The organism is Winogradskyella sp. UBA3174 (genome assembly GCF_002364335.1).
Taxonomy (GTDB): domain Bacteria; phylum Bacteroidota; class Bacteroidia; order Flavobacteriales; family Flavobacteriaceae; genus Winogradskyella.
In genome coordinates this window covers 32,401-54,432 of record NZ_DEXW01000008.1, presented here as the reverse complement: position 1 = coordinate 54,432, position 22,032 = coordinate 32,401, and the positions used below count along the sequence as shown (strand labels likewise).

General features: G+C 32.3%; 18 protein-coding genes, 1 tRNA gene and 1 pseudogene. 14 read left to right on the top strand and 6 right to left on the bottom strand.

Annotation, left to right across the window (positions count from 1 at the left end; genetic code table 11):
- A pseudogene (locus B2U95_RS01055) lies at positions 1-74 on the bottom strand (acyl carrier protein); the annotation flags it as partial.
- 181 nt (positions 75-255) lie between these two features.
- On the opposite strand from B2U95_RS01055, the gene B2U95_RS01050 reads away from it, so the two are divergent.
- The 4 genes from B2U95_RS01050 (at position 256) to B2U95_RS01035 (ending at position 4,437) form a co-directional block, all read left to right on the top strand.
- Positions 256-822, top strand: coding sequence for a phosphoribosylglycinamide formyltransferase (locus B2U95_RS01050; RefSeq protein ID WP_296311541.1), 567 nt, complete (start codon positions 256-258; stop codon positions 820-822).
- Positions 815-1,450 carry a ribonuclease H family protein gene (locus B2U95_RS01045; RefSeq protein WP_296311540.1) on the top strand — a complete coding sequence of 212 codons (636 nt, stop codon included), beginning with the start codon at positions 815-817 and terminating at the stop codon, positions 1,448-1,450. Before B2U95_RS01050 ends, B2U95_RS01045 begins: the two co-directional genes overlap by 8 nt.
- An 81-nt stretch (positions 1,451-1,531) precedes the next feature.
- A complete protein-coding gene (locus B2U95_RS01040; protein ID WP_296311539.1) occupies positions 1,532-2,458 on the top strand; it encodes a PfkB family carbohydrate kinase in 927 nt (308 codons plus the stop codon).
- Positions 2,459-2,538: 80 nt separating this feature from the next.
- Positions 2,539-4,437, top strand: a complete 1,899-nt coding sequence (locus tag B2U95_RS01035) for an amidophosphoribosyltransferase (RefSeq protein ID WP_296311536.1) — start codon at positions 2,539-2,541, stop codon at positions 4,435-4,437.
- Positions 4,438-4,967: 530 nt separating this feature from the next.
- Here the strand turns inward: B2U95_RS01035 and B2U95_RS01030 are convergent.
- Entirely contained in the window at positions 4,968-5,576 is a 609-nt protein-coding gene (locus tag B2U95_RS01030; protein ID WP_296311533.1) for a superoxide dismutase, read from the bottom strand.
- Between the two features lie 113 nt (positions 5,577-5,689).
- Between B2U95_RS01030 and B2U95_RS01025 the strand changes: the two genes are divergently transcribed.
- The 5 genes from B2U95_RS01025 (at position 5,690) to B2U95_RS01005 (ending at position 15,250) form a co-directional block, all read left to right on the top strand.
- Complete coding sequence (locus B2U95_RS01025; RefSeq protein WP_296311529.1) at positions 5,690-8,818, top strand: UvrD-helicase domain-containing protein; 3,129 nt, start codon at positions 5,690-5,692, stop codon at positions 8,816-8,818.
- Positions 8,819-8,859: 41 nt separating this feature from the next.
- Positions 8,860-10,053: a glycine C-acetyltransferase gene (gene kbl, locus B2U95_RS01020; protein ID WP_296311526.1), complete on the top strand. Its 1,194-nt coding sequence runs from the start codon at positions 8,860-8,862 to the stop codon at positions 10,051-10,053.
- Between the two features lie 123 nt (positions 10,054-10,176).
- Entirely contained in the window at positions 10,177-11,577 is a 1,401-nt protein-coding gene (locus tag B2U95_RS01015; RefSeq protein ID WP_296311524.1) for an OmpA family protein, read from the top strand.
- A 68-nt stretch (positions 11,578-11,645) separates the two neighbouring features.
- Positions 11,646-14,408 (top strand): PD-(D/E)XK nuclease family protein, encoded by a 2,763-nt coding sequence (locus tag B2U95_RS01010; protein WP_296311520.1) that lies wholly within the window; start codon positions 11,646-11,648, stop codon positions 14,406-14,408.
- The gene (locus B2U95_RS01005; RefSeq protein ID WP_296311517.1) at positions 14,408-15,250 is read left to right on the top strand and encodes an alpha/beta hydrolase family protein; all 843 of its coding nucleotides are present in this window, start codon (positions 14,408-14,410) and stop codon (positions 15,248-15,250) included. Before B2U95_RS01010 ends, B2U95_RS01005 begins: the two co-directional genes overlap by 1 nt.
- A gap of 4 nt (positions 15,251-15,254) precedes the next feature.
- Here B2U95_RS01005 and B2U95_RS01000 read toward each other — a convergent pair.
- Both B2U95_RS01000 and B2U95_RS00995 read right to left on the bottom strand, forming a co-directional pair.
- Positions 15,255-15,328, bottom strand: a tRNA-Ala gene (locus B2U95_RS01000).
- Between the two features lie 14 nt (positions 15,329-15,342).
- Positions 15,343-16,140: a universal stress protein gene (locus tag B2U95_RS00995; RefSeq protein ID WP_296311515.1), complete on the bottom strand. Its 798-nt coding sequence runs from the start codon at positions 16,138-16,140 to the stop codon at positions 15,343-15,345.
- Between the two features lie 34 nt (positions 16,141-16,174).
- Between B2U95_RS00995 and B2U95_RS00990 the strand changes: the two genes are divergently transcribed.
- The 5 genes from B2U95_RS00990 (at position 16,175) to B2U95_RS00970 (ending at position 19,529) form a co-directional block, all read left to right on the top strand.
- Positions 16,175-16,675, top strand: a complete 501-nt coding sequence (locus B2U95_RS00990) for a GNAT family N-acetyltransferase (RefSeq protein WP_296311512.1) — start codon at positions 16,175-16,177, stop codon at positions 16,673-16,675.
- Complete coding sequence (locus B2U95_RS00985; RefSeq protein WP_296311509.1) at positions 16,672-18,006, top strand: MATE family efflux transporter; 1,335 nt, start codon at positions 16,672-16,674, stop codon at positions 18,004-18,006. The genes B2U95_RS00990 and B2U95_RS00985 overlap by 4 nt, the downstream gene beginning before the upstream one ends.
- Before the next feature lie 31 nt (positions 18,007-18,037).
- Positions 18,038-18,214 (top strand): hypothetical protein, encoded by a 177-nt coding sequence (locus tag B2U95_RS00980; RefSeq protein WP_296311507.1) that lies wholly within the window; start codon positions 18,038-18,040, stop codon positions 18,212-18,214.
- A gap of 99 nt (positions 18,215-18,313) precedes the next feature.
- Positions 18,314-18,766, top strand: coding sequence for a 6-pyruvoyl trahydropterin synthase family protein (locus tag B2U95_RS00975; protein WP_296311504.1), 453 nt, complete (start codon positions 18,314-18,316; stop codon positions 18,764-18,766).
- 10 nt (positions 18,767-18,776) lie between these two features.
- Positions 18,777-19,529 carry a UDP-2,3-diacylglucosamine diphosphatase gene (locus tag B2U95_RS00970; RefSeq protein WP_296311544.1) on the top strand — a complete coding sequence of 251 codons (753 nt, stop codon included), beginning with the start codon at positions 18,777-18,779 and terminating at the stop codon, positions 19,527-19,529.
- A gap of 4 nt (positions 19,530-19,533) precedes the next feature.
- Here the strand turns inward: B2U95_RS00970 and B2U95_RS00965 are convergent, their stop codons facing one another.
- Entirely contained in the window at positions 19,534-20,808 is a 1,275-nt protein-coding gene (locus B2U95_RS00965) for an MFS transporter (RefSeq protein WP_296311499.1), read from the bottom strand.
- Entirely contained in the window at positions 20,801-21,934 is a 1,134-nt protein-coding gene (locus tag B2U95_RS00960; RefSeq protein ID WP_296311497.1) for a Fic family protein, read from the bottom strand. The genes B2U95_RS00965 and B2U95_RS00960 overlap by 8 nt, the downstream gene beginning before the upstream one ends.
- Positions 21,935-22,032: the final 98 nt, after the last annotated feature.

The window sequence follows — 22,032 nt, the reverse complement described above, 5'->3', positions numbered from 1 at the left end:
GTTACAACTTCGTTTTCATCAACGCCTAATTTATCTACGATGATTGCTTTTACTCTTGATGCAATGTCTGACATAATCTTTTAATTTTAAGTTTTAATTAGATGGCAAAAATAAAAAACTTTCTTTTAAAAATCATCTTTACCGATAAAATGTGCTTATAATTTAGCAAAAAAAGATAGAAGTCTTTCGGTTTTACCCTAATTGTTAATTATTATTCTTTTTTTTGTTTGATTAATAGAACAAATATACCTGTAAATGAAACGTATTGTAATTTTTGCGTCCGGATCTGGAAGTAATGCTGAAAATTTAATTAAGTTTTTTCACAACAGCGATAGAGCGTCTGTTATACAGGTACTAACTAACAACCCTCATGCTAAAGTTTTAAATCGCTGTAAAAATTTGAATGTTAGCGCTTTATCATTTAATAGAATTGCCTTTTCAAAATCTGAAGATGTCTTAAATATACTGATAGCGGCACAACCAGACCTTATTGTTTTAGCTGGTTTTCTATGGAAGTTTCCTGAATTTATTTTAAACCAATTTTCTAAAAAGGTTATAAATGTACACCCTGCATTATTACCAAAATATGGTGGTAAAGGCATGTATGGGATGAATGTTCATAAAGCTGTAGTTGCCAATAAAGAAACTGATACTGGAATAACCATTCATTATGTGAATGAAAATTACGATGAAGGAGCTATTATTTTTCAAGCAAAGTGTAATGTTTTACCTACGGACTCAGCAGAAGATGTGGCTAGAAAGATTCATTTGTTGGAGATTGAGCATTTTCCTAAAGTTGTCAATCAATTATTGAATGAGTAAAAAGAAATATTATACCGTTTGGAAAGGTCATCATATAGGAGTATTTAAATCTTGGAATGACTGTAAAGCACAAATTAAAGATTTTCAAGGTGCACAGTATAAATCATTCACAACATTTGAAGCCGCTAAAAAAGCTCTAAAAGGTAATTACTTTGATTATATAGGTAAAAATAAAACTTTCACAAGTGGCCTTTCTAATATTCAACTCAAAAAGATAGGTTTGCCTAATTATAATTCTATTTCAGTTGATGCAGCCTCGAGTGGAAATCCTGGCATCATGGAATATAGAGGTGTTGATACCAAAACTAAAAAACAACTTTTTATACAAGGGCCATTTGAACAAGGCACTAATAATATTGGAGAGTTTTTAGCATTAGTACATGGCTTGGCATTTTTAAAACAACATAATAGTGAGCGTATTATGTATACAGACTCTAGAACTGCGATGAGTTGGGTACGCAAAAAGATCTGTAACTCTAAACTACAACGTAGTGTAAAAAATAAACCGGTTTATGATTTAGTAGATCGCGCTGTAGAATGGTTAAGAACAAACGACTATTCTACGACTATTGTTAAATGGGAAACCAAGGCTTGGGGTGAAATTCCTGCTGATTTTGGGAGGAAGTAATATCCTTATTTTAAAGACACACTGTTATTTCACAAGGAATATATTTTATGTAAATTTGCACCTTAATTCAAACTTACTTTAATGAGTAAATTAGTGATTGTCGGAACTGTAGCTTTTGATGCTATAGAAACTCCTTTTGGTAAAACTGACAAAATTCTTGGTGGAGCAGCAACCTATATAGGTTTATCAGCTTCAAATTTCAAAGTAGATGCTGCAGCTGTTTCTGTTGTTGGTGGTGATTTTCCTCAGGAATATTTAGACCTTTTAAAAAATAAAAATATTAATATAGAAGGTGTCGAAATCATAAAAGACGGTAAAACTTTCTTTTGGAGTGGGAAATATCACAACGATATGAACTCTCGTGATACTTTAGCTACAGAATTAAATGTCTTGGAACATTTTAACCCAGTTGTTCCAGAAAACTACAAAGATGCAGAAATAGTAATGTTGGGTAATTTACACCCAGGAGTTCAACAAAGTGTACTAAATCAAATGACTAAAAAGCCTAAATTAGCTATTTTAGACACCATGAATTTTTGGATGGATATAGCTCTAGATGACTTGTTGTCTGTAATTAAAAACGTAGATGTCATTACAATAAATGACGAAGAGGCAAGACAATTAACTGGAGAATATTCTTTAGTTGTTGCTGCAAGAAAAATTCATACCATGGGTCCTAAATATGTTGTGATTAAAAAAGGAGAACATGGGGCATTGTTGTTTCATAATGAAAATATTTTTTACGCTCCAGCTTTACCTTTAGAAGAAGTGTTTGACCCAACTGGTGCAGGTGATACTTTTGCAGGGGGTTTCTCAGGCTATTTAGCAAAAACAGGTGACTTTTCTTTTGAGAATATGAAGAAAGCCGTTATATACGGATCTACCTTAGCATCCTTCTGTGTTGAAAAATTTGGCACCGAACGTATGCAAACCTTAACAGATAAAGAAATTTATAAACGCTTAGACCAATTTAAGAGTCTAACGCAATTTGATATAGAACTAACATAAACCAACGCGCTCAAAATTTGAGTGCGTTTTTTTATTCTGAATATATTCAGATTTATTAATACTAATAGCGAATAACTAAAATGAGTGATGCTTTAAAACATGAGTGCGGTATTGCACTTATTAGACTTTTAAAACCATTAGAATACTATAAAGAAAAGTATGGTAGTGCTTTTTATGGTGTAAACAAGATGTATTTAATGATGGAAAAACAGCACAATCGTGGTCAAGACGGAGCTGGTTTTGCAAGTATAAAGTTAGACACTAAACCTGGTGAACGTTACATAAGTAGAGTCCGCTCTATTGCACAACAGCCTATTCAAGATATTTTCGCTCAGATTAATGAACGCATAAATGCCGATTTTCTAAAAAACCCACATTACCAAGATGATGTGGCGCTACAAAAAAGACACATGCCTTATGTTGGTGAGTTATTGCTAGGTCACGTACGTTACGGAACTTTCGGTAAAAATAGTGTTGAGAGTGTACACCCATTCTTAAGACAAAATAACTGGCAACACAGAAATCTTATTGTCGCCGGAAATTTTAATATGACTAACGTTAATGAGCTTTTTGATAATTTAATTGAAATAGGTCAGCACCCAAAGGAAAAAGCAGATACCATTACTGTAATGGAAAAAATTGGTCATTTCTTAGATGATGCTGTTGCCAAAATATATAAAGATTTAAAAAAGGAAGGTTATAACAAAATTGAATGTTCCCCTTTAATCGCAGAGCGTTTAAACGTTGCTAAGATTCTTAAAAGAGCCGCTAAAAATTGGGACGGAGGTTACGCTATGGCTGGCTTATTAGGTCATGGTGATTCGTTTGTGCTTAGAGATCCTTCTGGTATTAGACCTGCTTATTATTATAAAGATGATGAAGTTGTTGTTGTCGCTTCAGAACGCCCTGTAATACAAACCGTTTTTAATGTACCGTTTGAAGCTGTAAAAGAACTAGATCCTGGCCACGCCATTATCACAAAAAAATCTGGAGAAACAAAAATTAAAAAAATATTACAACCATTAGAACGAAAAGCTTGTTCTTTTGAACGCATCTATTTTTCTCGTGGTAGTGATGCCGAAATTTATGCGGAACGAAAAGAACTAGGCCGACTATTAATGCCAAAAGTTCTTGAGGTTATAGATAACGATACAGAAAACACTGTATTCTCATTTATACCAAATACAGCTGAAACCTCTTTCTTTGGAATGATTGATACCGTTGAAGAACATCTCAACCAAAAGAAAACGAAATCAATTCTTGACGGAGGTACAAAGCTTTCGGCCGCAAGAGTTACAGAAATTCTATCTGAAAGACCTCGTATTGAAAAAATAGCAATAAAAGATGTTAAGCTTAGAACCTTTATTACAGAAGATAGTAGCAGAAACGATTTAGTAGCTCACGTCTATGATGTTACTTATGGTGTTATTAAACCAACAGATAACTTGGTTATTATAGACGATAGTATTGTAAGAGGTACAACATTAAAGATGAGTATCATTAAAATGATGGACAGGTTAAAGCCTAAGAAAATTGTTGTGGTTTCCTCTGCTCCTCAAATACGCTACCCAGATTGCTATGGTATAGATATGGCAAATCTCGAAGGTTTAGTCGCTTTTAGAGCTGCATTAGGATTATTAAAAGATAACAATCAATATCATATTGTTGATGAAGTTTATAAAAAATGTTTAAGTCAGGTTAACCTGAAAGACAAAAAAGTAGTTAACTACGTCAAGGAAATCTATAATAACTTTTCTGCTGAACAGATCTCTGATAAGATTGCTGAATTATTAAGCGATGAAGACGTTAATGCCGAAGTAAAGATAATATTTCAACCTGTTGAAAATTTACATAAAGCATGTCCTAAAAATTTAGGCGATTGGTATTTTACTGGTAATTACCCTACGGCAGGTGGCAATAGAGTGGTAAATAAAGCATTTATCAATTTTTATGAAGGAAATAAAGAACGTGCTTACTAAATAACACCTCAAAATAACGTTTTATCCGATAAAATACGTCTAATGTCGAAGAATATTGCGTTTCATCCGATATATAACGATTTTTTAACAAATTAAATTACATTGGTATCACCATAACATAAGTAGGTTAAGTTCATGGTAGATTTGGGGCAAAAAAAGGTGAACTTAGTTCACCTTTTTTTATGTATATAATTTAAAGTATTACTTTAAGTAAGTCTCTAATTTCTTTATTTATATGGCACTTATTAATAACTAAACATAGTACTTTCCACTTTTAGACTAATATATAGGTCGTTTGTCCAAAAAATTGATTAGTTAAATTAATGTACACTTATATTTGATTCACCATAACATAAGTAGGTTAAGTTTATGGTAGATTTGGGGCAAAAAGGATGAACATCTGTTCATCCTTTTTCATGTCCAATATTTTCGAAAAGGAAAGATTTCAAAAAACTTATAACACATATTACAACATAAAAAAAATCCAAGCCTTACGACTTGGATTTTCCTTTTATAGTATCTTATTTTAACTACTTTGCTTCAGCATAACGCCTTTCAACTTCGTTCCAATTAATCACATTAAAAAATGCATTAATATAATCTGGTCTTCTATTTTGGTAATTTAAATAGTAAGCATGCTCCCAAACATCTAAGCCTAAAATTGGAGTTCCTCCGCAAGTTACGCCAGGCATTAATGGATTGTCTTGGTTTGGTGTAGAACAAACTTCAACCTTTCCGCCTTTATGAACACATAGCCAAGCCCAACCAGAACCAAATTGTGTAGCTGCCGCTTTACTAAATGCCTCAATAAATGCGTCTTTAGATCCAAATTCAGCTTCAATAGCGTCTTTTAAATCCCCAGAAAGATAACCTCTGTCTTCTGGATTCATTACATCCCAGAATAAAGAGTGATTGTAAAATCCTCCTCCGTTATTTCTTACTCCACCGTTACTCATATCTAAATTTGCAAGAATATCTTTGATAGATTTACCTTCTAAATCTGTGCCTTCTAATGCTGCATTAAGCTTGGTTGTATATCCATTATGGTGTTTAGAATGATGAATCTCCATTGTACGAGCATCAATGTTCGGTTCTAAAGCATCATAAGCGTATTTTAATTTTGGTAATTCAAAAGCCATAATATTATATTTTTTAAGTATTAATAAATCGATTTTAACAAATTTACAATATTGAAAACAAGAAACTCCAAATAAATTATTAAGATTCCCTATTTTGGTATAAAATTTATCTTTTGCAAAACTCTCCTTTTAAAATTTATAATGCATCTGCAGGTAGCGGAAAAACATTCACGCTAGCAAAATCCTATTTAAAAATTTTAATTCAGTCAGACAATTATTATCAATTTAAGTCCATTTTAGCGCTCACCTTTACCAATAAAGCGGTTCGGGAAATGAAGGAGCGCATTATTGCTATGTTACGACTATTTTCATCTAAAGAGAGCCTAAGTAATCCGCATCCAATGTTTACAGCAATTTGTGATGAATTGTCTATTTCAAAAGAAAAGCTTCATAATAAATCTAAGCACCTGCTAAAACATATTATTCATAATTATGGTGCTTTTGATATTTCTACGATAGATGGTTTTACACACCGGGTTATTAGAACCTTTGCTCACGATTTAAAGCTTCCTGTAAATTTTGAAGTTGAATTAGACCAAGAGCGCCTTTTAAGTGAAGCCGTTGATAGTCTAATTGCTAAAGCTGGTACCGATAAAGAACTCACTAAAATTCTAGTAGATTTTGCAATAGAAAAAGCCGACGATGATAAGAGTTGGGATATTAGTTATGATTTTAACAAAATTTCAAAGCTACTTGTTAACGAAAATGACATTGCCGCAATTAAAACATTAGATAACAAAACATTAGATGATTTTCAGAAATTAAAAACAGAACTTTCTAAAGAGATTGACCAATTAGAAAAGAATATTATAAATATTGCTACTTATGCTCTAACTTTAATTGACGAGTCTGGTTTACAATTTGATGACTTCAACAGAAAATCACTCCCGAAACATTTTGAAAGTTTAAAATTAAAAAAAATAGATTTAAATTTTAATTCCGCTTGGCAAAAGGATTTAATTGAAGGCAATACATTATATCCAAAACGTGTTACAGAGACAATTGCGGCTACCATTGAAAGTATACAGTCTAATTTAGCTGAAGCTTTTAAGGAAACAAAAACTTCAGCTTTTGATTTAAAACTTAAAAAAGGGTTTTACAAAAACATAACACCGCTTTCTGTTTTAAATGCGATTCAGAAAGAAGTGAATACCATAAAAGAAGAGCAGAATAAAATGCTAATTTCAGAATTCAATAGTATTATTAGTAACGAAATTAAAGATCAACCCACACCTTTTATATATGAGCGTTTAGGCGAAAAATTTAAACATTATTTTATTGACGAGTTTCAAGACACCTCTAAAATGCAATGGGAAAACCTTGTGCCATTATTAGATAACGCTCTGTCTTCTGCAAACGGTTCTGCGATGTTGGTTGGTGATGCTAAACAAGCTATTTACAGATGGCGTGGTGGAGAAGCCGAACAATTTATTGAGCTTTACAATAAAACAAAAAAACCTTTTCAGGTTGAAGCTAAAGTACTTACTCTAGACACCAATTATAGAAGTGCCGAAGCAGTCATAGAATTCAATAATTCATTTTTTGAATTCTTAAGTCAACACCATTTTAGTAATTCAGCATATTCGGAACTCTATAAAAACGCTAGTCAAAATTTACACAATATATCTAAAGGCTATGTAAGTCTTAATTTTTTAGATATTCAAAGAGAAGATGATAGTACTGAACTATATGCCAAACAAACTTTAGACACTATAAAGTTATGCCAAACAAATGGCTATAATTTAGATGAAATTTGTATTATTGTTAGAAAACGAAAAGAAGGAGTTGCCATAGCAAAGTACTTAAGTGAACATGGCATAACCATTACTTCTTCCGAAACATTACTCTTAAAAAACTCAGACAAAGTTATTTTCCTTAATTCATTTTTAAAATTACTATTACAACCTACAAATAGTGGTCTAAAAGTTAACGTACTTTCTTTTTTAGCTGAGCAATATAAAATAGAAGATAAACATCTGTTCTTTTCAATACATATAAAGAAAAGTATAAATGATATTTTTGAAAGTCTCAGGTCGTTAAATATTTACACGAATAAAGAAAAGCTACTTCAGTTACCTTTATATGAACTCATTGAAGAACTCATTCGGGTATTTAAACTCAACAATACATCTGATGCTTATCTGCAATTTTATTTAGATTTTGTTTTAGAGTTTTCACAAAAACAAAATATAGATTTATCTGCATTTATTAGATATTTTGAAAAGAAAGAAGACAGCCTCAGCGTGGTTTCGCCTGATGATATGAATGCTGTAAGGATAATGACCATACACAAATCTAAAGGTTTAGAGTTTCCTGTGGTTATATTCCCATTTGCAGATTTAAATATTTACAGAGAATTAGATCCCAAGGTTTGGTTTCCTACAGACAAAGACAATTATAATAATTTTGAAACACTACTTCTTAATTACAATAAGGATTTAGAACATTTTGGAGACGAAGGAAAACATATTTACGATACACACCAATCTCAACTAGAACTAGATAACATCAACTTACTTTACGTAGCATTAACTAGAGCCGTTGAGCAACTCTATATTATTTCTAAAAAAGATATAAGCTCTAAAGGAGAAGTGAGTGATAAAACTTACTCGGGAATGCTTATATCTTATTTACAAAATACTAGTGTTTGGTCTGACAATCTTCTCGTTTATAGTTTTGGCGAATCAAATAAAAAAGATAAACCTTTGAAAAATAAGTCTTTAGAGCCGATTAAATTAATATCTGTACCAAAAGAAGACCATGACCTAAGCATTATAACCAAATCTGGTTTACTTTGGGATACCCAACAAGAAAAAGCAATAGAACGAGGGAATTTAGTACATTTAATTCTGTCTAAAATTAAATCAGTGCAGGATGTCGATTTTGCTTTTGATGATTTATTAATGACTGGAGATATTAGTAATGAGACGATAGGTGACTTAAGGTCTGTCGTCTTAAATGTATTAGAGCACCCTAAACTTAATCTCTATTTTCAAGATAATTTCAAAATTTATAATGAACGTGATATTATTACGAGTTCTGGACAGCTTTTAAGACCAGATCGATTAAATATAAATTCAAATAACGAAGCTATTCTTATAGATTATAAAACAGGTAAAAAGAAATCGTATCATCAATCACAACTCAATGATTACACGACAGTCTTAAATGAAATGAATTATACTGTGATTAAGAAAATTTTAGTTTACATAAATGAATCAATCGATGTTATCGAAGTCTAATTTTTACATACTATCTTTGTTTCATAACTAACACCAAAAGCATGTACGGAAGTATAAAAACACACTTACAACAAGAAATAGAATCTATTAAAGACGCTGGTCTTTATAAAGAGGAACGTATTATAACATCTCCTCAAGGAGCTGAGATTACTTTAAATACAGGGCAAAAAGTATTAAATTTTTGTGCGAACAACTATTTGGGACTTTCATCTCACCCAGATGTTGTGCAAGCCGCAAAAGACACTTTAGATTCTCATGGTTTCGGAATGTCTTCAGTTCGTTTTATATGTGGTACACAAGATATACATAAACAACTTGAGCAAAAAATTGCTGATTTCTACGGTACTGAGGACACTATATTGTATGCTGCTGCATTCGATGCTAATGGTGGTGTATTTGAACCCTTACTTACTAAAGAAGATGCTATAATTTCAGATTCTTTAAATCATGCCTCTATAATAGATGGCGTAAGATTGTGTAAAGCTGCTAGATATCGTTATCAAAATAACGACATGGCAGATCTAGAGCAACAACTTATAGCTGCAAATGAAAATGGCGCACGCTTTAAAATTATAGTAACAGATGGAGTATTCTCTATGGACGGCTTGGTAGCTCCTTTGGATAAAATATGTGATTTAGCTGACAAGTATGATGCTCTAGTAATGATAGATGAGTGTCATGCCACTGGTTTTATAGGAGAAACAGGTATTGGCACACTAGAAGAAAAAGGTGTTTTAGGAAGAATAGATATCATTACAGGTACGCTTGGCAAAGCTATGGGTGGTGCAATGGGAGGTTATACCACAGCAAACAAAGAGGTTATTGAAATACTACGCCAACGCTCTAGACCTTATTTATTCTCAAATTCTTTAGCGCCAGCTATAGTAGGCGCTTCGATTAAGGTATTTGATATGTTAAAAAACGATACCACTTTAAGAGACAAAGTAGATTGGAATACAAAGTATTTCAAAAAAGGTATGAAAGAGGCTGGTTTTGATATTGTGGACGGAGACTCAGCAATAGTCCCTGTAATGCTATATGATGCAAAACTCTCTCAAACTATGGCTAATATGCTCTTAGAAGAAGGTGTTTATGTTATTGGTTTCTTTTACCCAGTCGTACCTAAAGATAAGGCAAGAATCAGGGTGCAGCTATCCGCTGCTCACGATAAAACCCAATTAGATAAAGCTATTTCTGCATTTATTAAGGTAGGTAAAATGCTAGAAATTATTTAAAATCGTTCCAAACACACTATTTTAGGGCGTTGTAACAATATTTTTATATATTTGTCTTTGTTAATAATATTTAACAACTTACTTTTACCAACAATTAACACTTAAAATTAAATTATTTAGAGTATGAAAAATCTTAGCAGATTATTATTTGTAACAGTGCTTTTGGTGAGCTTCAGCACTTCAAATGCGCAAGATAAAAACAACCCATGGGCACTTAGCTTTGGTATAAATGCCGTGGATCTTTACCCAGTCGGTGAAGACGCGCCAAGAGGTGATTATTTTGACGAATTTTTTAACGCAACAGATCACTGGAATGTTTTTCCTTCTGTTTCTAGAATAGGTGTTTCAAGATATCTTAGTGATGGTTTTACATTAAACGTAGGAGGATCGGTAAACAAAATTTCTAAATTAGGTTCAATTGATGTACCTGGTGGAGAGTCTATACAAGTTAATGCAGATGATTTATCTTATTATGCTTTAGATGCTGCTGTAACTTACAGTTTCATGAGTACAATCAAATCTAAAACTATCGATCCGTTTTTAGGAGTTGGTGGTGGTTACACTTGGGTAGACAATATTGGTGCTGGTACATTAAACGGAACGTTAGGTGTAAAATACTGGTTCAATGAAAAGTTAGGCCTTGAAGCACAAACAAGCTACAAGCACTCATTCGAGGATTATTTACCAAAGCACTGGCAACATTCAGTTGGTGTTATATTTAAATTTGGTGGTACAGATACTGATAATGATGGTATATATGACCAAGACGATGCTTGTCCTGAAGAAGCTGGATTAGAAATTTTTAATGGTTGTCCTGATTCTGATAATGATGGTATCCAAGATTCTAAAGATGATTGCCCTAACACTCCTGGTTTAGCAGAATTTAACGGTTGCCCTGATTCAGATGGTGATGGCGTAATGGATAAAGATGATAAATGTGTTAGCGTAGCTGGCCTTAAAGCATTAATGGGATGTCCAGATGCTGATGGTGATGGTGTTGCTGATGGTAATGATACATGTCCTAATGAAGCTGGTCCTGTTGCTAACAATGGATGTCCTTGGGCTGACACTGATGGTGATACTGTTTTAGATAAAGATGATAAATGTCCTAACGAAGCAGGTGAAGTTGCTTTAGACGGTTGTCCAAGACAAGCTCCAAGTAAAGCTGAAATGGATATATTAAATGAATATGCTAAGACCATATTATTTAATACAGGTAAAGCATCTGTTAAAGATGAATCTGAAAATGTACTAATGAACATCACAGCGATATTAAAAGAATATCCAAACTCTAAGTTCCATATTGATGGCCATACAGATAGCGTAGGTGCTAAAACATCTAATCAATTATTATCTGAAAGAAGAGCTAATACAGTTAGAGATTTCTTAATTGCTAACGGTATTGCAGCAGATAGATTAGATACTAGAGGATTTGGAGAAGATAATCCAATTGAAGATAATAAAACTAGAAATGGTAGAAAAAACAACAGACGTGTAGAAGTTGTTCTTATTCCTAAAAATTAATATATAGATTATAATATATTTTCTAAAAAACGCCTCGGTTGTCCGAGGCGTTTTTCTATTTTTATAAAATGGATAGTTTTATAAAAACTGTATTAACAGATCTACAGAAAAAGAATCTAAATCTTGAAGATTTAAATTTTATACTCCCTAGTAAACGTGCAGGTGTATTCTTAAAACATCAACTTGCGCATCTATTAACAGTACCTGTTTTTGTTCCTCAAATTGTAAGTATCGAAGAGTTTGTAGAAGAATTGTCTGGGTTAAAAACCATTACTAACGTAGAACTACTATTTGAGCTATACACTTCTTATAAAAGCTCAACTAATGCTAATGAACTAGAGTCATTCGAATCTTTTTCTAAATGGGCTCAAATACTTTTACAAGACTTTAACGAGATAGATAGATACCTTGTACCACAACAACACATCTTTGATTATTTAAAAGCCATTAAAGAGATTAACCATTGGTCTTTAAATAATAACCAGACAGATTTAATTAAAACGCATTTAAAATTCTGGAATAAACTTAAAACATACTATAAGGATTTTAGAGATAATTTATTAAAATCTAAAAGAGGCTATCAAGGACTTATTTATAGAGAAGCAGCAGAAAATCTAGAAGTATATATAGAACATAATTCAACCAAGAATCATGTTTTCCTAGGGTTCAATGCCTTAAATACTGCAGAATCTCAAATAATACAAGGCCTTTTACAAAACGATATAGCTCACATATACTGGGACATAGACAAAGTATTTATTGAAGATCCAATCCATGATGCTGGTCTATTTACAAGAAAACATCTAAAGGAATGGAACTATTTTCAAAAACAACCATTTAATTGGGTTTCCTCTCATTATACTGAAGATAAAAATATTGAAGTTATTGGAATTCCAAAATTTGTAGGACAAGCAAAACATATTGGTCAACTACTTAAAGAGATTAGTACTACTAACAAAAACCTGTCTAGCGTTGCTGTTATTTTAGGTGAAGAAAATTTGTTAATACCTGTACTAAATTCAATCCCTAGACAAATCAAAGCGCTAAATGTAACTATGGGTCTGCCTTTAAAATTTGTACCATTAGCATCACTGTTTGAGTATTTATTTTCGCTACACAAGAGTAATCCTGATCATCTTTATTACAAAGATATTATAGACATCCTTACACATCCTTCAATATATAATTTATTAAACGATGAAGAAAATGATAATGGCTGTGACAAGATAATTGAGCATATTCAGCAAAATAATTTAGTTTACGTAAAACCAAATGACCTTAAAAAACTGTGTAAATTAGATTCTGAATTAATAAGCTTGCTCTTCGGAAACTGGGAAGATAATCCAGATATAGCTCTAAAAAATTGCTCAAAACTAATTTTTAGTATTAAAACGAATTATGATAATAATAAAACTAATAATAGCTTAGAGTTAGAGTATTTATATCGCTTCAATATATTATTTAATCAGTTGTCTCTGCTAAATAATAGTCACAAGCACCTAAATTCAATAGCTGTATTGCATTCAATATTTATTGAACTTTTAAGTTCAGAAACTTTAGATTTTAAAGGAGAACCATTAGAAGGGTTACAAATTATGGGGATGTTAGAATCTCGTGTTTTAGATTTTGAAACTGTGATTATAAGCTCTGTAAATGAAGGTATACTACCATCAGGGAAAACTAATAACTCATTTATTCCATTTGACGTCAAAATAGAAAATGGTTTACCAACTTACAAAGAAAAAGATGCCGTTTACACCTATCACTTTTACAGACTACTGCAACGTGCAAAAAACGTGTATATACTTTATAACACAGAGGTTGATGCTTTAAAAGGTGGTGAAAAAAGTAGGTTTATTACACAATTAGAAATAGAAGAGATCCATGATATTAAACATAGCATATTGTCTTCTAAAGTACCATTAATAAAACAAAAATTAAAACAAATAACAAAAACCAACTTAGTCTTAGAGAAATTAAAAGCTGTAGCCTTAAGGGGGTTTTCTCCATCTTCTTTAACAAATTATATAAGAAACCCAATTGACTTTTATTATGAAAAAATACTAGATATAAAAACGTTTGAAGACGTTGAAGAAAATATAGCAGCGAATACTTTAGGAACAGTAATTCATGATACATTAGAAGACTTTTATAAACCTTTTGAAGGCCATTTTTTAACCGTTGACATTCTTAAAGATTTCAAAAACCGAATAAAGGAAACTGTAACACGTCACTTTAAAAACCTTTATAAAGACGGTGATTTTACAAAAGGAAAGAACCTCATTATTTATAAAATTGCACAACGTTATATTTTAAATTTTATAATTTCAGAAATTGAAAGTCTTAACAACGGTAACAATATAAAAATAATCGCTATAGAGGTTAAAAACACCATAGACATTAAAATTGAAGAACTAAATTTTCCCATTAAACTAACAGGGAAAGTTGACCGCGTAGATGAATGTAACGGCATTACACGCGTTATTGATTATAAATCTGGTAAAGTTGAACAAAGTAAAGTTGAAATTGCAGATTGGGAAAACCTAATTACAGATTATGACAAGTACAGTAAGTCGTTTCAGATTTTATCTTATGCCTATATGATGCATCAAAATAAACGCTTAGAATTTCCTATTGAAGCAGGAATTATCTCTTTTAAAAACCTAGGTGCAGGATTACTGAAATTTGGTAAAAAACCATCGACGCATAGTAGAACTAAAGATCAGCTTGTAACTGAAGAAACGTTACAGAATTTTGAAATAGAGCTTAAAAAACTTATCGTAGAAATTTGCAACCCACAACTTGATTTTATTGAAAATAAACTCTCATAATGATCATTAAAAAAAACATAGTACTAAATAGAAAAGATAAAAAACCCATCTTAATTGATACATTTTGTTCAGAAAATAAAACCAATCATCCCATTTTAATTTTCTGTCATGGTTACAAAGGTTTTAAAGATTGGGGAGCTTGGAAACTGATGGCGAAATCTATAGCCAGTGAAGGGTTCTGTTTTATTAAATTTAATTTTTCTCATAATGGTGGGACTATTGAAAACCCTATTGACTTTCCGGATTTAGAAGCCTTTGGCAATAATAACTACACCACAGAGCTTGATGATTTAAATGACGTCATTGACTGGGTTGAAAATCATTTTAATAATAGCGCATTTGCAGACATTAATAAAATTTGCTTGGTTGGGCATAGTCGTGGTGGTGGAATAGCAATACTAAAAGCATCAGAAGACAGTAGAATTAAAAAGCTCATCACTTTAGCAAGTGTAAGTGATTTTGGAAGACGTACAGCAACGGTTGGAGACATAGAAGAATGGAGAGATAGTGGCGTAAAATATGTTTTAAACGGCAGAACAAAGCAACAAATGCCACATTACTACCAATTCTACAAAGATTTTAAAACCAATGAAAAACGCCTTAATATAGAATCTGCTGTAAAACGATTAGATATTCCAATGCTTATAATTCATGGCAATAAAGACACCTCAGTATCTATAAATGAGGCAAAAGAACTACATGAGTGGAATCCAATTAGTCAACTTAAAACCGTCGAAAATGCTGATCATGTATTTAACACTAAGCATCCTTGGGCTTATAATAATTTGTCACCAGAACTAGACAACGTCAAAAATTCTATTGTAAATTTTACTTCAATATAAAAAGTGGAGAAGATCGGATTCGAACCGACGACCTCTTGACTGCCAGTCAAGCGCTCTAGCCAACTGAGCTACATCCCCAAAATATGATTCGCTTATTTTAAGCCACTCAACACTAATACAGGCATTGTTGTACTATGAAAATCTTTCTTTAAAATAGTATCGTTTTCCCATAAATTTCTAAAAAAACCTCGCTTTCTGCGAACAACACACAACATATCTGGGTAATTAGCTTTGGCATGTTCTAAAACAGCTTGAAAAGTCGTTGGACTCTCTGCTATAGTTTTATTAGTAATGATTTCTAATAGCTCATCATTAAGTTCAAAGTCTTCTTTAGAATGAAAAGGAGTTTTTACTAATAATATATTTGCTACGGCTTTAAATTGATTCTTAATTGAAGACAGCGGCTTAAGCACACCTTCTTTTTTTATAACAGCAGATTTTAATGCTATTAAAATTTTCACAATAGGTTTATAAACATAGCCTTCAGGAACAATAAGTGCAGGTATTTGCGTGCGTTTAATTATTTTTCCTGATGTCTTACCTAGATAAACTTCATCTTTAATTGAATTTGTACGTGGTTCTAAAATGATTAAATCAACATCTAAAGCATTACATACCTGGTCTAAAGTATTTATTAATTTTCCTTTAAACGTTCTTGTATAAACCTCAACACCTTTTGTGTTTATAGATGACACGTGCTGATCGAGAAACACCTTAGATTCACGTTCAAGAATATGATCTATTTTTATCATTGTTCCTGCTTTGGTATAAACATTATATATTTGAACAACATACAATTTTGCACCAAAAGCTTTTGCAAAGTCTACTGCATATTGTAAGTGAGATTTTGCGTTTTTTGAAGACCCTACAGGTACTAATATAGTTTTCATATCTAAAAATTTGAAACAAAAGTAAACATTATAAATGATTCGTAAAGGTAATAGCAACGATATAGACCCAATAATAGCGATAACGAAAGCTTGCGCAAAAGCAATGGTAGCTACTGGTATTTACCAATGGAATGAACATTACCCAAACAAGACTGCATTTATAAAGGATGTAGAACACAATGAACTCTTCGTCCTAGAAATTAAAGAGGAAGTTAAAGGTTCTATTGTTATCTCAGAACACATGGATAGCGAATATATTCCTATAAACTGGTTAACTAAAAATAACACTAATATTTACATTCATCGTTTAGCTGTTCACCCGCAATTACAAGGAAAAGGCTATGCGCAACAACTCATGGATTTTGCAGAACAATTTGCAATAGAAAACAACTATACCTCTATTCGTTTAGATACCTTTTCTCAGAACAAAAGAAACCAAAAGTTTTACGAACTTCGCGGCTACAAACAACTAGGTGATATTTACTTCCCAAAACAAAGTGAATACCCTTTTCACTGTTATGAATTAGTCCTTTGAGCACTACAATTACATTAAAACAAATTAACAAACTTGCTGTACCAGCATTAATTGCTGGTGTGTCTGAGCCTATTTTATCTTTAACAGATGCAGCCATTATTGGTAATATGGATAATAATGCAACAACATCTATTGCTGCTATTGGTATTGTTACTACATTTTTATCAATGCTTATTTGGGTACTAGGACAAACACGTAGTGCTATCTCATCAATTGTATCACAGTATGTTGGTGCGGACAATCTAGAAGCGGTTAAAAACCTTCCTGGTCAGGCTATATTTTTAATTACATCTTTAAGTTTAGTAATAATTCTAGTAACATTTCCTTTTGCTGAATCTATTTTTAAACTATATAATGCCTCAGGAGATATTTTAACTTATAGCGTAGATTATTATCAAATTCGTGTTTTTGGCTTTCCTTTTACGCTTTTCACAATTGCCATTTTTGGAACATTTAGAGGCTTACAGAACACGTACTACCCTATGTTAATTGCAATTGTTGGAGCATTTGCAAATATTATTCTAGACATAATTCTAGTCTACGGTATACAAGATTTTATTCCTGCAATGCATATAAAAGGCGCAGCTTATGCCAGCGTTATTGCGCAATTAATAATGGCACTACTTTCGGCATATTATATTATTAGAAAAACAGATATTCAAATTATTATTAAGCTTCCTTTTAATCCTGAAATTAAACGTTTTACACTAATGATTCTTAATCTTTTTGTAAGAACATTAGCACTGAATTTTGCCCTTTATTTAGCAACAAGCTCTGCAACAAAATATGGTGAACAGTATATAGCCGCTTATACTATTGCTATTAATCTATGGTTCTTAGGAGCATTTATAATTGATGGTTATGCTAGTGCTGGCAATATCCTATCTGGTAAATTATTAGGTGCAAAAGACTATCGTAATCTTATAGATTTAAGTAACAAATTAATTAAATATGGAATCATAGTTGGCTTAACCATTGCAATTATTGGAGCCTTATTTTATTATCCAATAGGTCGAATTTTCTCTAATGACCAAAACGTATTAGATGAATTTTATAAAGTATTTTGGATTGTTTTAGCTATGCAACCTTTTTGTGCCTTAGCCTTCATCTTTGATGGTGTTTTTAAAGGTTTAGGTGAAATGAAATACCTCCGAAATCTATTGTTGCTAACTACCCTTTTAGTATTTTTCCCTATTATAAAATGGACAGATACTTTGGATATGAAACTTTATGGTGTTTTTATAGCTTTTACGCTTTGGATTATTGCGCGAGGAATACCATTAATTATAAAATTTAGAAAAACATTTAAACCTCTAGCCCAAAACACTTAAATTTGATTAATAAATGAATCTATAATTATAAATGAACCAATTAATTATAATATTACAAGAGGTTGATATTAATAAAAAATTAGCCGAAGCACCAGACGACAGTTACGAAGTGGGTCTTTTTATTGGTGCTTTCTTACCTTTTGTAATTCTAGTTATTATTGCCTTTGTAATTTACAGATATAATAAGAATAGAATAAAAGACGAATAACATGGATATACTTGGTTTTTTAGGTGGAAATGGATTATTTCTAATATTAGGAATTGTTCTGGTCATCGTGTATTTCTATAACCGAAACAAAAGAAGATAATGAGTAACATACGTATTACAAAACAGTTCTCTTTTGAGACAGGTCATGCCCTTTATGGTTATGACGGAAAATGTAAAAATGTGCATGGACATAGCTACCGTTTAGACGTTACTGTAATTGGTACACCTATTTCTGATAATACCAATGTAAAATTTGGAATGGTGATTGATTTTACCGATTTAAAGAAAATTGTAAAAGAAGAAATTGTTGATGTCTTTGACCACGCTACAGTATTTAATAAAAATACACCTCATGTAGAGTTAGCAAAAGAACTCGCAGATAGGGACCACAATGTTTTACTAGTTGACTACCAGCCAACAAGTGAAATGATGGTGATTGATTTTTCAACAAAAATTAAACAACGTTTACCAAAAGGTATAAAACTCCATTCATTAAAACTTCAAGAAACTGCGACGAGTTTTGCAGAATGGTTTGCTTCAGATAATGACTAAAACTAACCACATAACTATTGCTGAAGGCAAAAAAATCTACTTCGCATCAGATAATCATTTGGGAGCGCCAACTATGGAAGCTTCCCGACCTCGTGAGAAAAAATTTGTAGCCTGGTTAGATGAAATAAAACACGATGCAGCAGCAATTTTTTTACTTGGAGATTTATTCGATTTTTGGTTTGAATACAAAACCGTAGTCCCAAAAGGATTTACAAGAACGCTCGGGAAATTGGCGGAAATCAGTGATTCTGGTATTCCAATCCACTACTTTGTTGGAAACCACGATTTATGGATGAATGGTTATTTTGAAGAAGAACTAGGAATTCCTGTATATCACAAACCTCATGAGTTTACATTTAATAAATACTCTTTTTTTATTGGCCATGGAGACGGATTAGGTCCTGGTGACAAAGGTTATAAACGCATGAAAAAGGTTTTTATAAGCCCTTTTTTTAAGTGGTTATTTAAATGGGGACATCCTGATATAGGCATGCGAATTGCACAGTACTTCTCTGTTAAAAACAAAATGATTTCTGGTAATGATGATGCTACATTTTTAGGGGAAGAGAATGAATGGCTAGCCGTTTATAGTAGGAAAAAGCTTGAAGACAAACACCGCGACTTCTTTGTCTTTGGTCACCGGCATTTACCATTAGAAATTAAATTGAATGAAACGTCTATGTATATCAATTTAGGTGATTGGATTCAGTATTATACCTATGGTGTTTTTGATGGTGAAAATTTTGAATTGAAAAGATATTAAATCCCTACTCTTCTGCCTCGTGCGCCTCAATATCTTTTGTTAAGTCTAATTTTCTAAATGTAGGTGAAACCAATGCTGTAGTAACTACGGTTATTAATGTCATCGTTCCTCCAAAAACAACTGCTGTTGCTGTTCCCATTAATTTTGCAGTTACACCGCTTTCAAAAGCACCCAACTCATTTGAGGACCCAACGAACATAGAGTTTACAGAAGACACACGACCTCGCATATGATCTGGTGTTTTTAATTGAAGTATCGTCTGTCTTATCACCATTGAGACTCCGTCAGTCACTCCACTAAAGAATAAAGCAACCACAGAAATCCAGAAAGTAGATGATAATCCAAATACAATAATGCACACCCCAAAACCAAAAATGGCAAAAAGTAATTTCATCCCCGCATTTTTACTAATCGGAATATAGGCCGTTATCAACATGGTTAAAAATGCTCCTACTGAAGGTGCTGCAACTAAAATACCAAAACCTTGAGGGCCAACTTTTAGAATATCCTGCGCAAAAATAGCTAATAAAGCCACGGCACCACCAAATAATACTGAGACCATGTCTAAGGTTAAAGCCCCTAAAACAGCCTTAGTTTTAAATACAAAATTCACACCTTCTTTAAGACTTTTAACCATGGGCTCACCAATATTAGGGTTAAGAATCGGTTTCTTTTCAATTTTAAATAAAACGAGTAGCGAAAACATAACCAGCCCAAAAACGATACATAAAGACCAGTGCACACCAATCCAACTAATAGAAAAGCCTGCAAAACCAACACCTAAGACGCGAGCCATTTGCCACGTAGAACTGTTCCAAGTTGCAGCATTTGGATAAATCTTTTTAGGTACAATTAATGCGACTAACGAAAATATGGTTGGACCAAAAAACGAACGTAAAAAACCACCAAAAAATACCAAGCCATATATCGCATATAGAATAGTAGTCTTGGACCAAGACTCTTCAACAGCGTCAGAGGTGATCCAAAATAACCCAAAACTTATAAGTGAAAATGCCGCAATACAAATCGCCAAGAGATTCCGCTTTTCCCGCTGATCTACTATATGGCCAGCGAATAAAGCCATTCCTAAAGCAGGTATGATTTCCATTAATCCAATAATTCCTAGTGACAAAGGATCTTTAGTTAGAGCATAAACCTGCCATTCTATAACTATAAATTGCATAGACCACCCAAAAATTAATGCAAAGCGCACCAATAAGAAAATATTGAATTCTTTGATTCGTAATGCTGCGTATGGATCGTTTTTTATTTTAGACATCTTTACTCGTGAATAAATCTAGATAGTCTGTAAACATATATAAGCGACCTCTTTCAGCACCTGTTATTTCTTTGATGATTTCTAAATCTTCCAAAGATTTCAATAACTTATAAGCTGACGCTGGTGATTTGTTAATCACCTTAGTTACAGTTGCTGCATTTATAATGGGTTTTGTAAACAAATAATAAATAATTAATTTTGCATCTGAACTTCTACCCTTTAAACTTTTCATCTTTTCATCAATTGACTTTTGCAGTCGTAAAATTGCATCAAAAGTTTTTACTCCTTTCTGTGCTGTTTCAATAATACCTGTTAAGAAAAACTTTAACCATTGCGATAAATCGTTATGGGTTCTTACACGCATTAGATTATCATAATAAAGACTTGTATGTCTTTCAAAAAAATCAGACAAATACAGTATAGGTTGTTTTAAAATACCTTTACTAACTAAGTATAATGTTATTAATAATCGACCAACTCTGCCGTTACCGTCTAAAAAAGGATGTATCGTTTCAAACTGATAATGTATTATCGCAATTTTTAGTAAATCTGGTAAAGGATTCAATTCATCATTTGCAAACTTTTCGATATCAGACATTAAATCATTCACTGAATTGTAATTAGGTGGAACAAAGACTGCATCGTTTATTGAAGCTCCACCTATCCAATTCTGGCTTTTTCTATAATCACCCGGTAATTTATGCTCTCCTCTTACCCCTTGTAATAGTATCTTATGCGTCTGTTTTACTAGTCTTGAAGAAAAAGGTAAACTATGCAGCATATTTACAGCTTCGTTCATCGCTGAGATATAATTTTGTACTTCTTCCCAGTCATTTCTCTTTTCTATGACAACGTCTTCTTTATCCAAAAAAACATCTTCCATATTTGTTTGTGTACCCTCAATCTTAGATGATTGTGTAGCTTCCTTAGCAATATGCATGCTCACGAATAAATCTATATTTACATATTCAGAGTACATATCTAATCGGCCTAAATGCCTATCTGCCTTACTTAATAAAGTAAGTATTTGCATATCAAAAATTTCCCATTCCTTATTAATCGAATTAGGTTCAAAACTTTTATAATGGCCTTGATTTACAAAATGTCCTGATGTAAAGTTTTTCATAATCTTAAAATAAGAATGTTTCTTATTTTACAAAAATAAGAAAAACTAAAATAAGAGTAATTCTTATTTTAGTTTTTTGTTAAATTCTAAAATAACAA

Coding starts and splice junctions, on each gene's coding strand:
- B2U95_RS01010 (WP_296311520.1), top strand. CDS start 11,646: ATGGATAGTTTTATAAAAACTGTATTAACAGATCTACAGAAAAAGAAT.
- B2U95_RS01035 (WP_296311536.1), top strand. CDS start 2,539: ATGAGTGATGCTTTAAAACATGAGTGCGGTATTGCACTTATTAGACTT.
- B2U95_RS01015 (WP_296311524.1), top strand. CDS start 10,177: ATGAAAAATCTTAGCAGATTATTATTTGTAACAGTGCTTTTGGTGAGC.
- B2U95_RS00990 (WP_296311512.1), top strand. CDS start 16,175: ATGATTCGTAAAGGTAATAGCAACGATATAGACCCAATAATAGCGATA.
- B2U95_RS00960 (WP_296311497.1), bottom strand. CDS start 21,934: ATGAAAAACTTTACATCAGGACATTTTGTAAATCAAGGCCATTATAAA.
- B2U95_RS01045 (WP_296311540.1), top strand. CDS start 815: ATGAGTAAAAAGAAATATTATACCGTTTGGAAAGGTCATCATATAGGA.
- B2U95_RS01030 (WP_296311533.1), bottom strand. CDS start 5,576: ATGGCTTTTGAATTACCAAAATTAAAATACGCTTATGATGCTTTAGAA.
- B2U95_RS01040 (WP_296311539.1), top strand. CDS start 1,532: ATGAGTAAATTAGTGATTGTCGGAACTGTAGCTTTTGATGCTATAGAA.
- B2U95_RS00995 (WP_296311515.1), bottom strand. CDS start 16,140: ATGAAAACTATATTAGTACCTGTAGGGTCTTCAAAAAACGCAAAATCT.
- kbl (WP_296311526.1), top strand. CDS start 8,860: ATGTACGGAAGTATAAAAACACACTTACAACAAGAAATAGAATCTATT.
- B2U95_RS00980 (WP_296311507.1), top strand. CDS start 18,038: ATGAACCAATTAATTATAATATTACAAGAGGTTGATATTAATAAAAAA.
- B2U95_RS01050 (WP_296311541.1), top strand. CDS start 256: ATGAAACGTATTGTAATTTTTGCGTCCGGATCTGGAAGTAATGCTGAA.
- B2U95_RS00975 (WP_296311504.1), top strand. CDS start 18,314: ATGAGTAACATACGTATTACAAAACAGTTCTCTTTTGAGACAGGTCAT.
- B2U95_RS00965 (WP_296311499.1), bottom strand. CDS start 20,808: ATGTCTAAAATAAAAAACGATCCATACGCAGCATTACGAATCAAAGAA.
- B2U95_RS01005 (WP_296311517.1), top strand. CDS start 14,408: ATGATCATTAAAAAAAACATAGTACTAAATAGAAAAGATAAAAAACCC.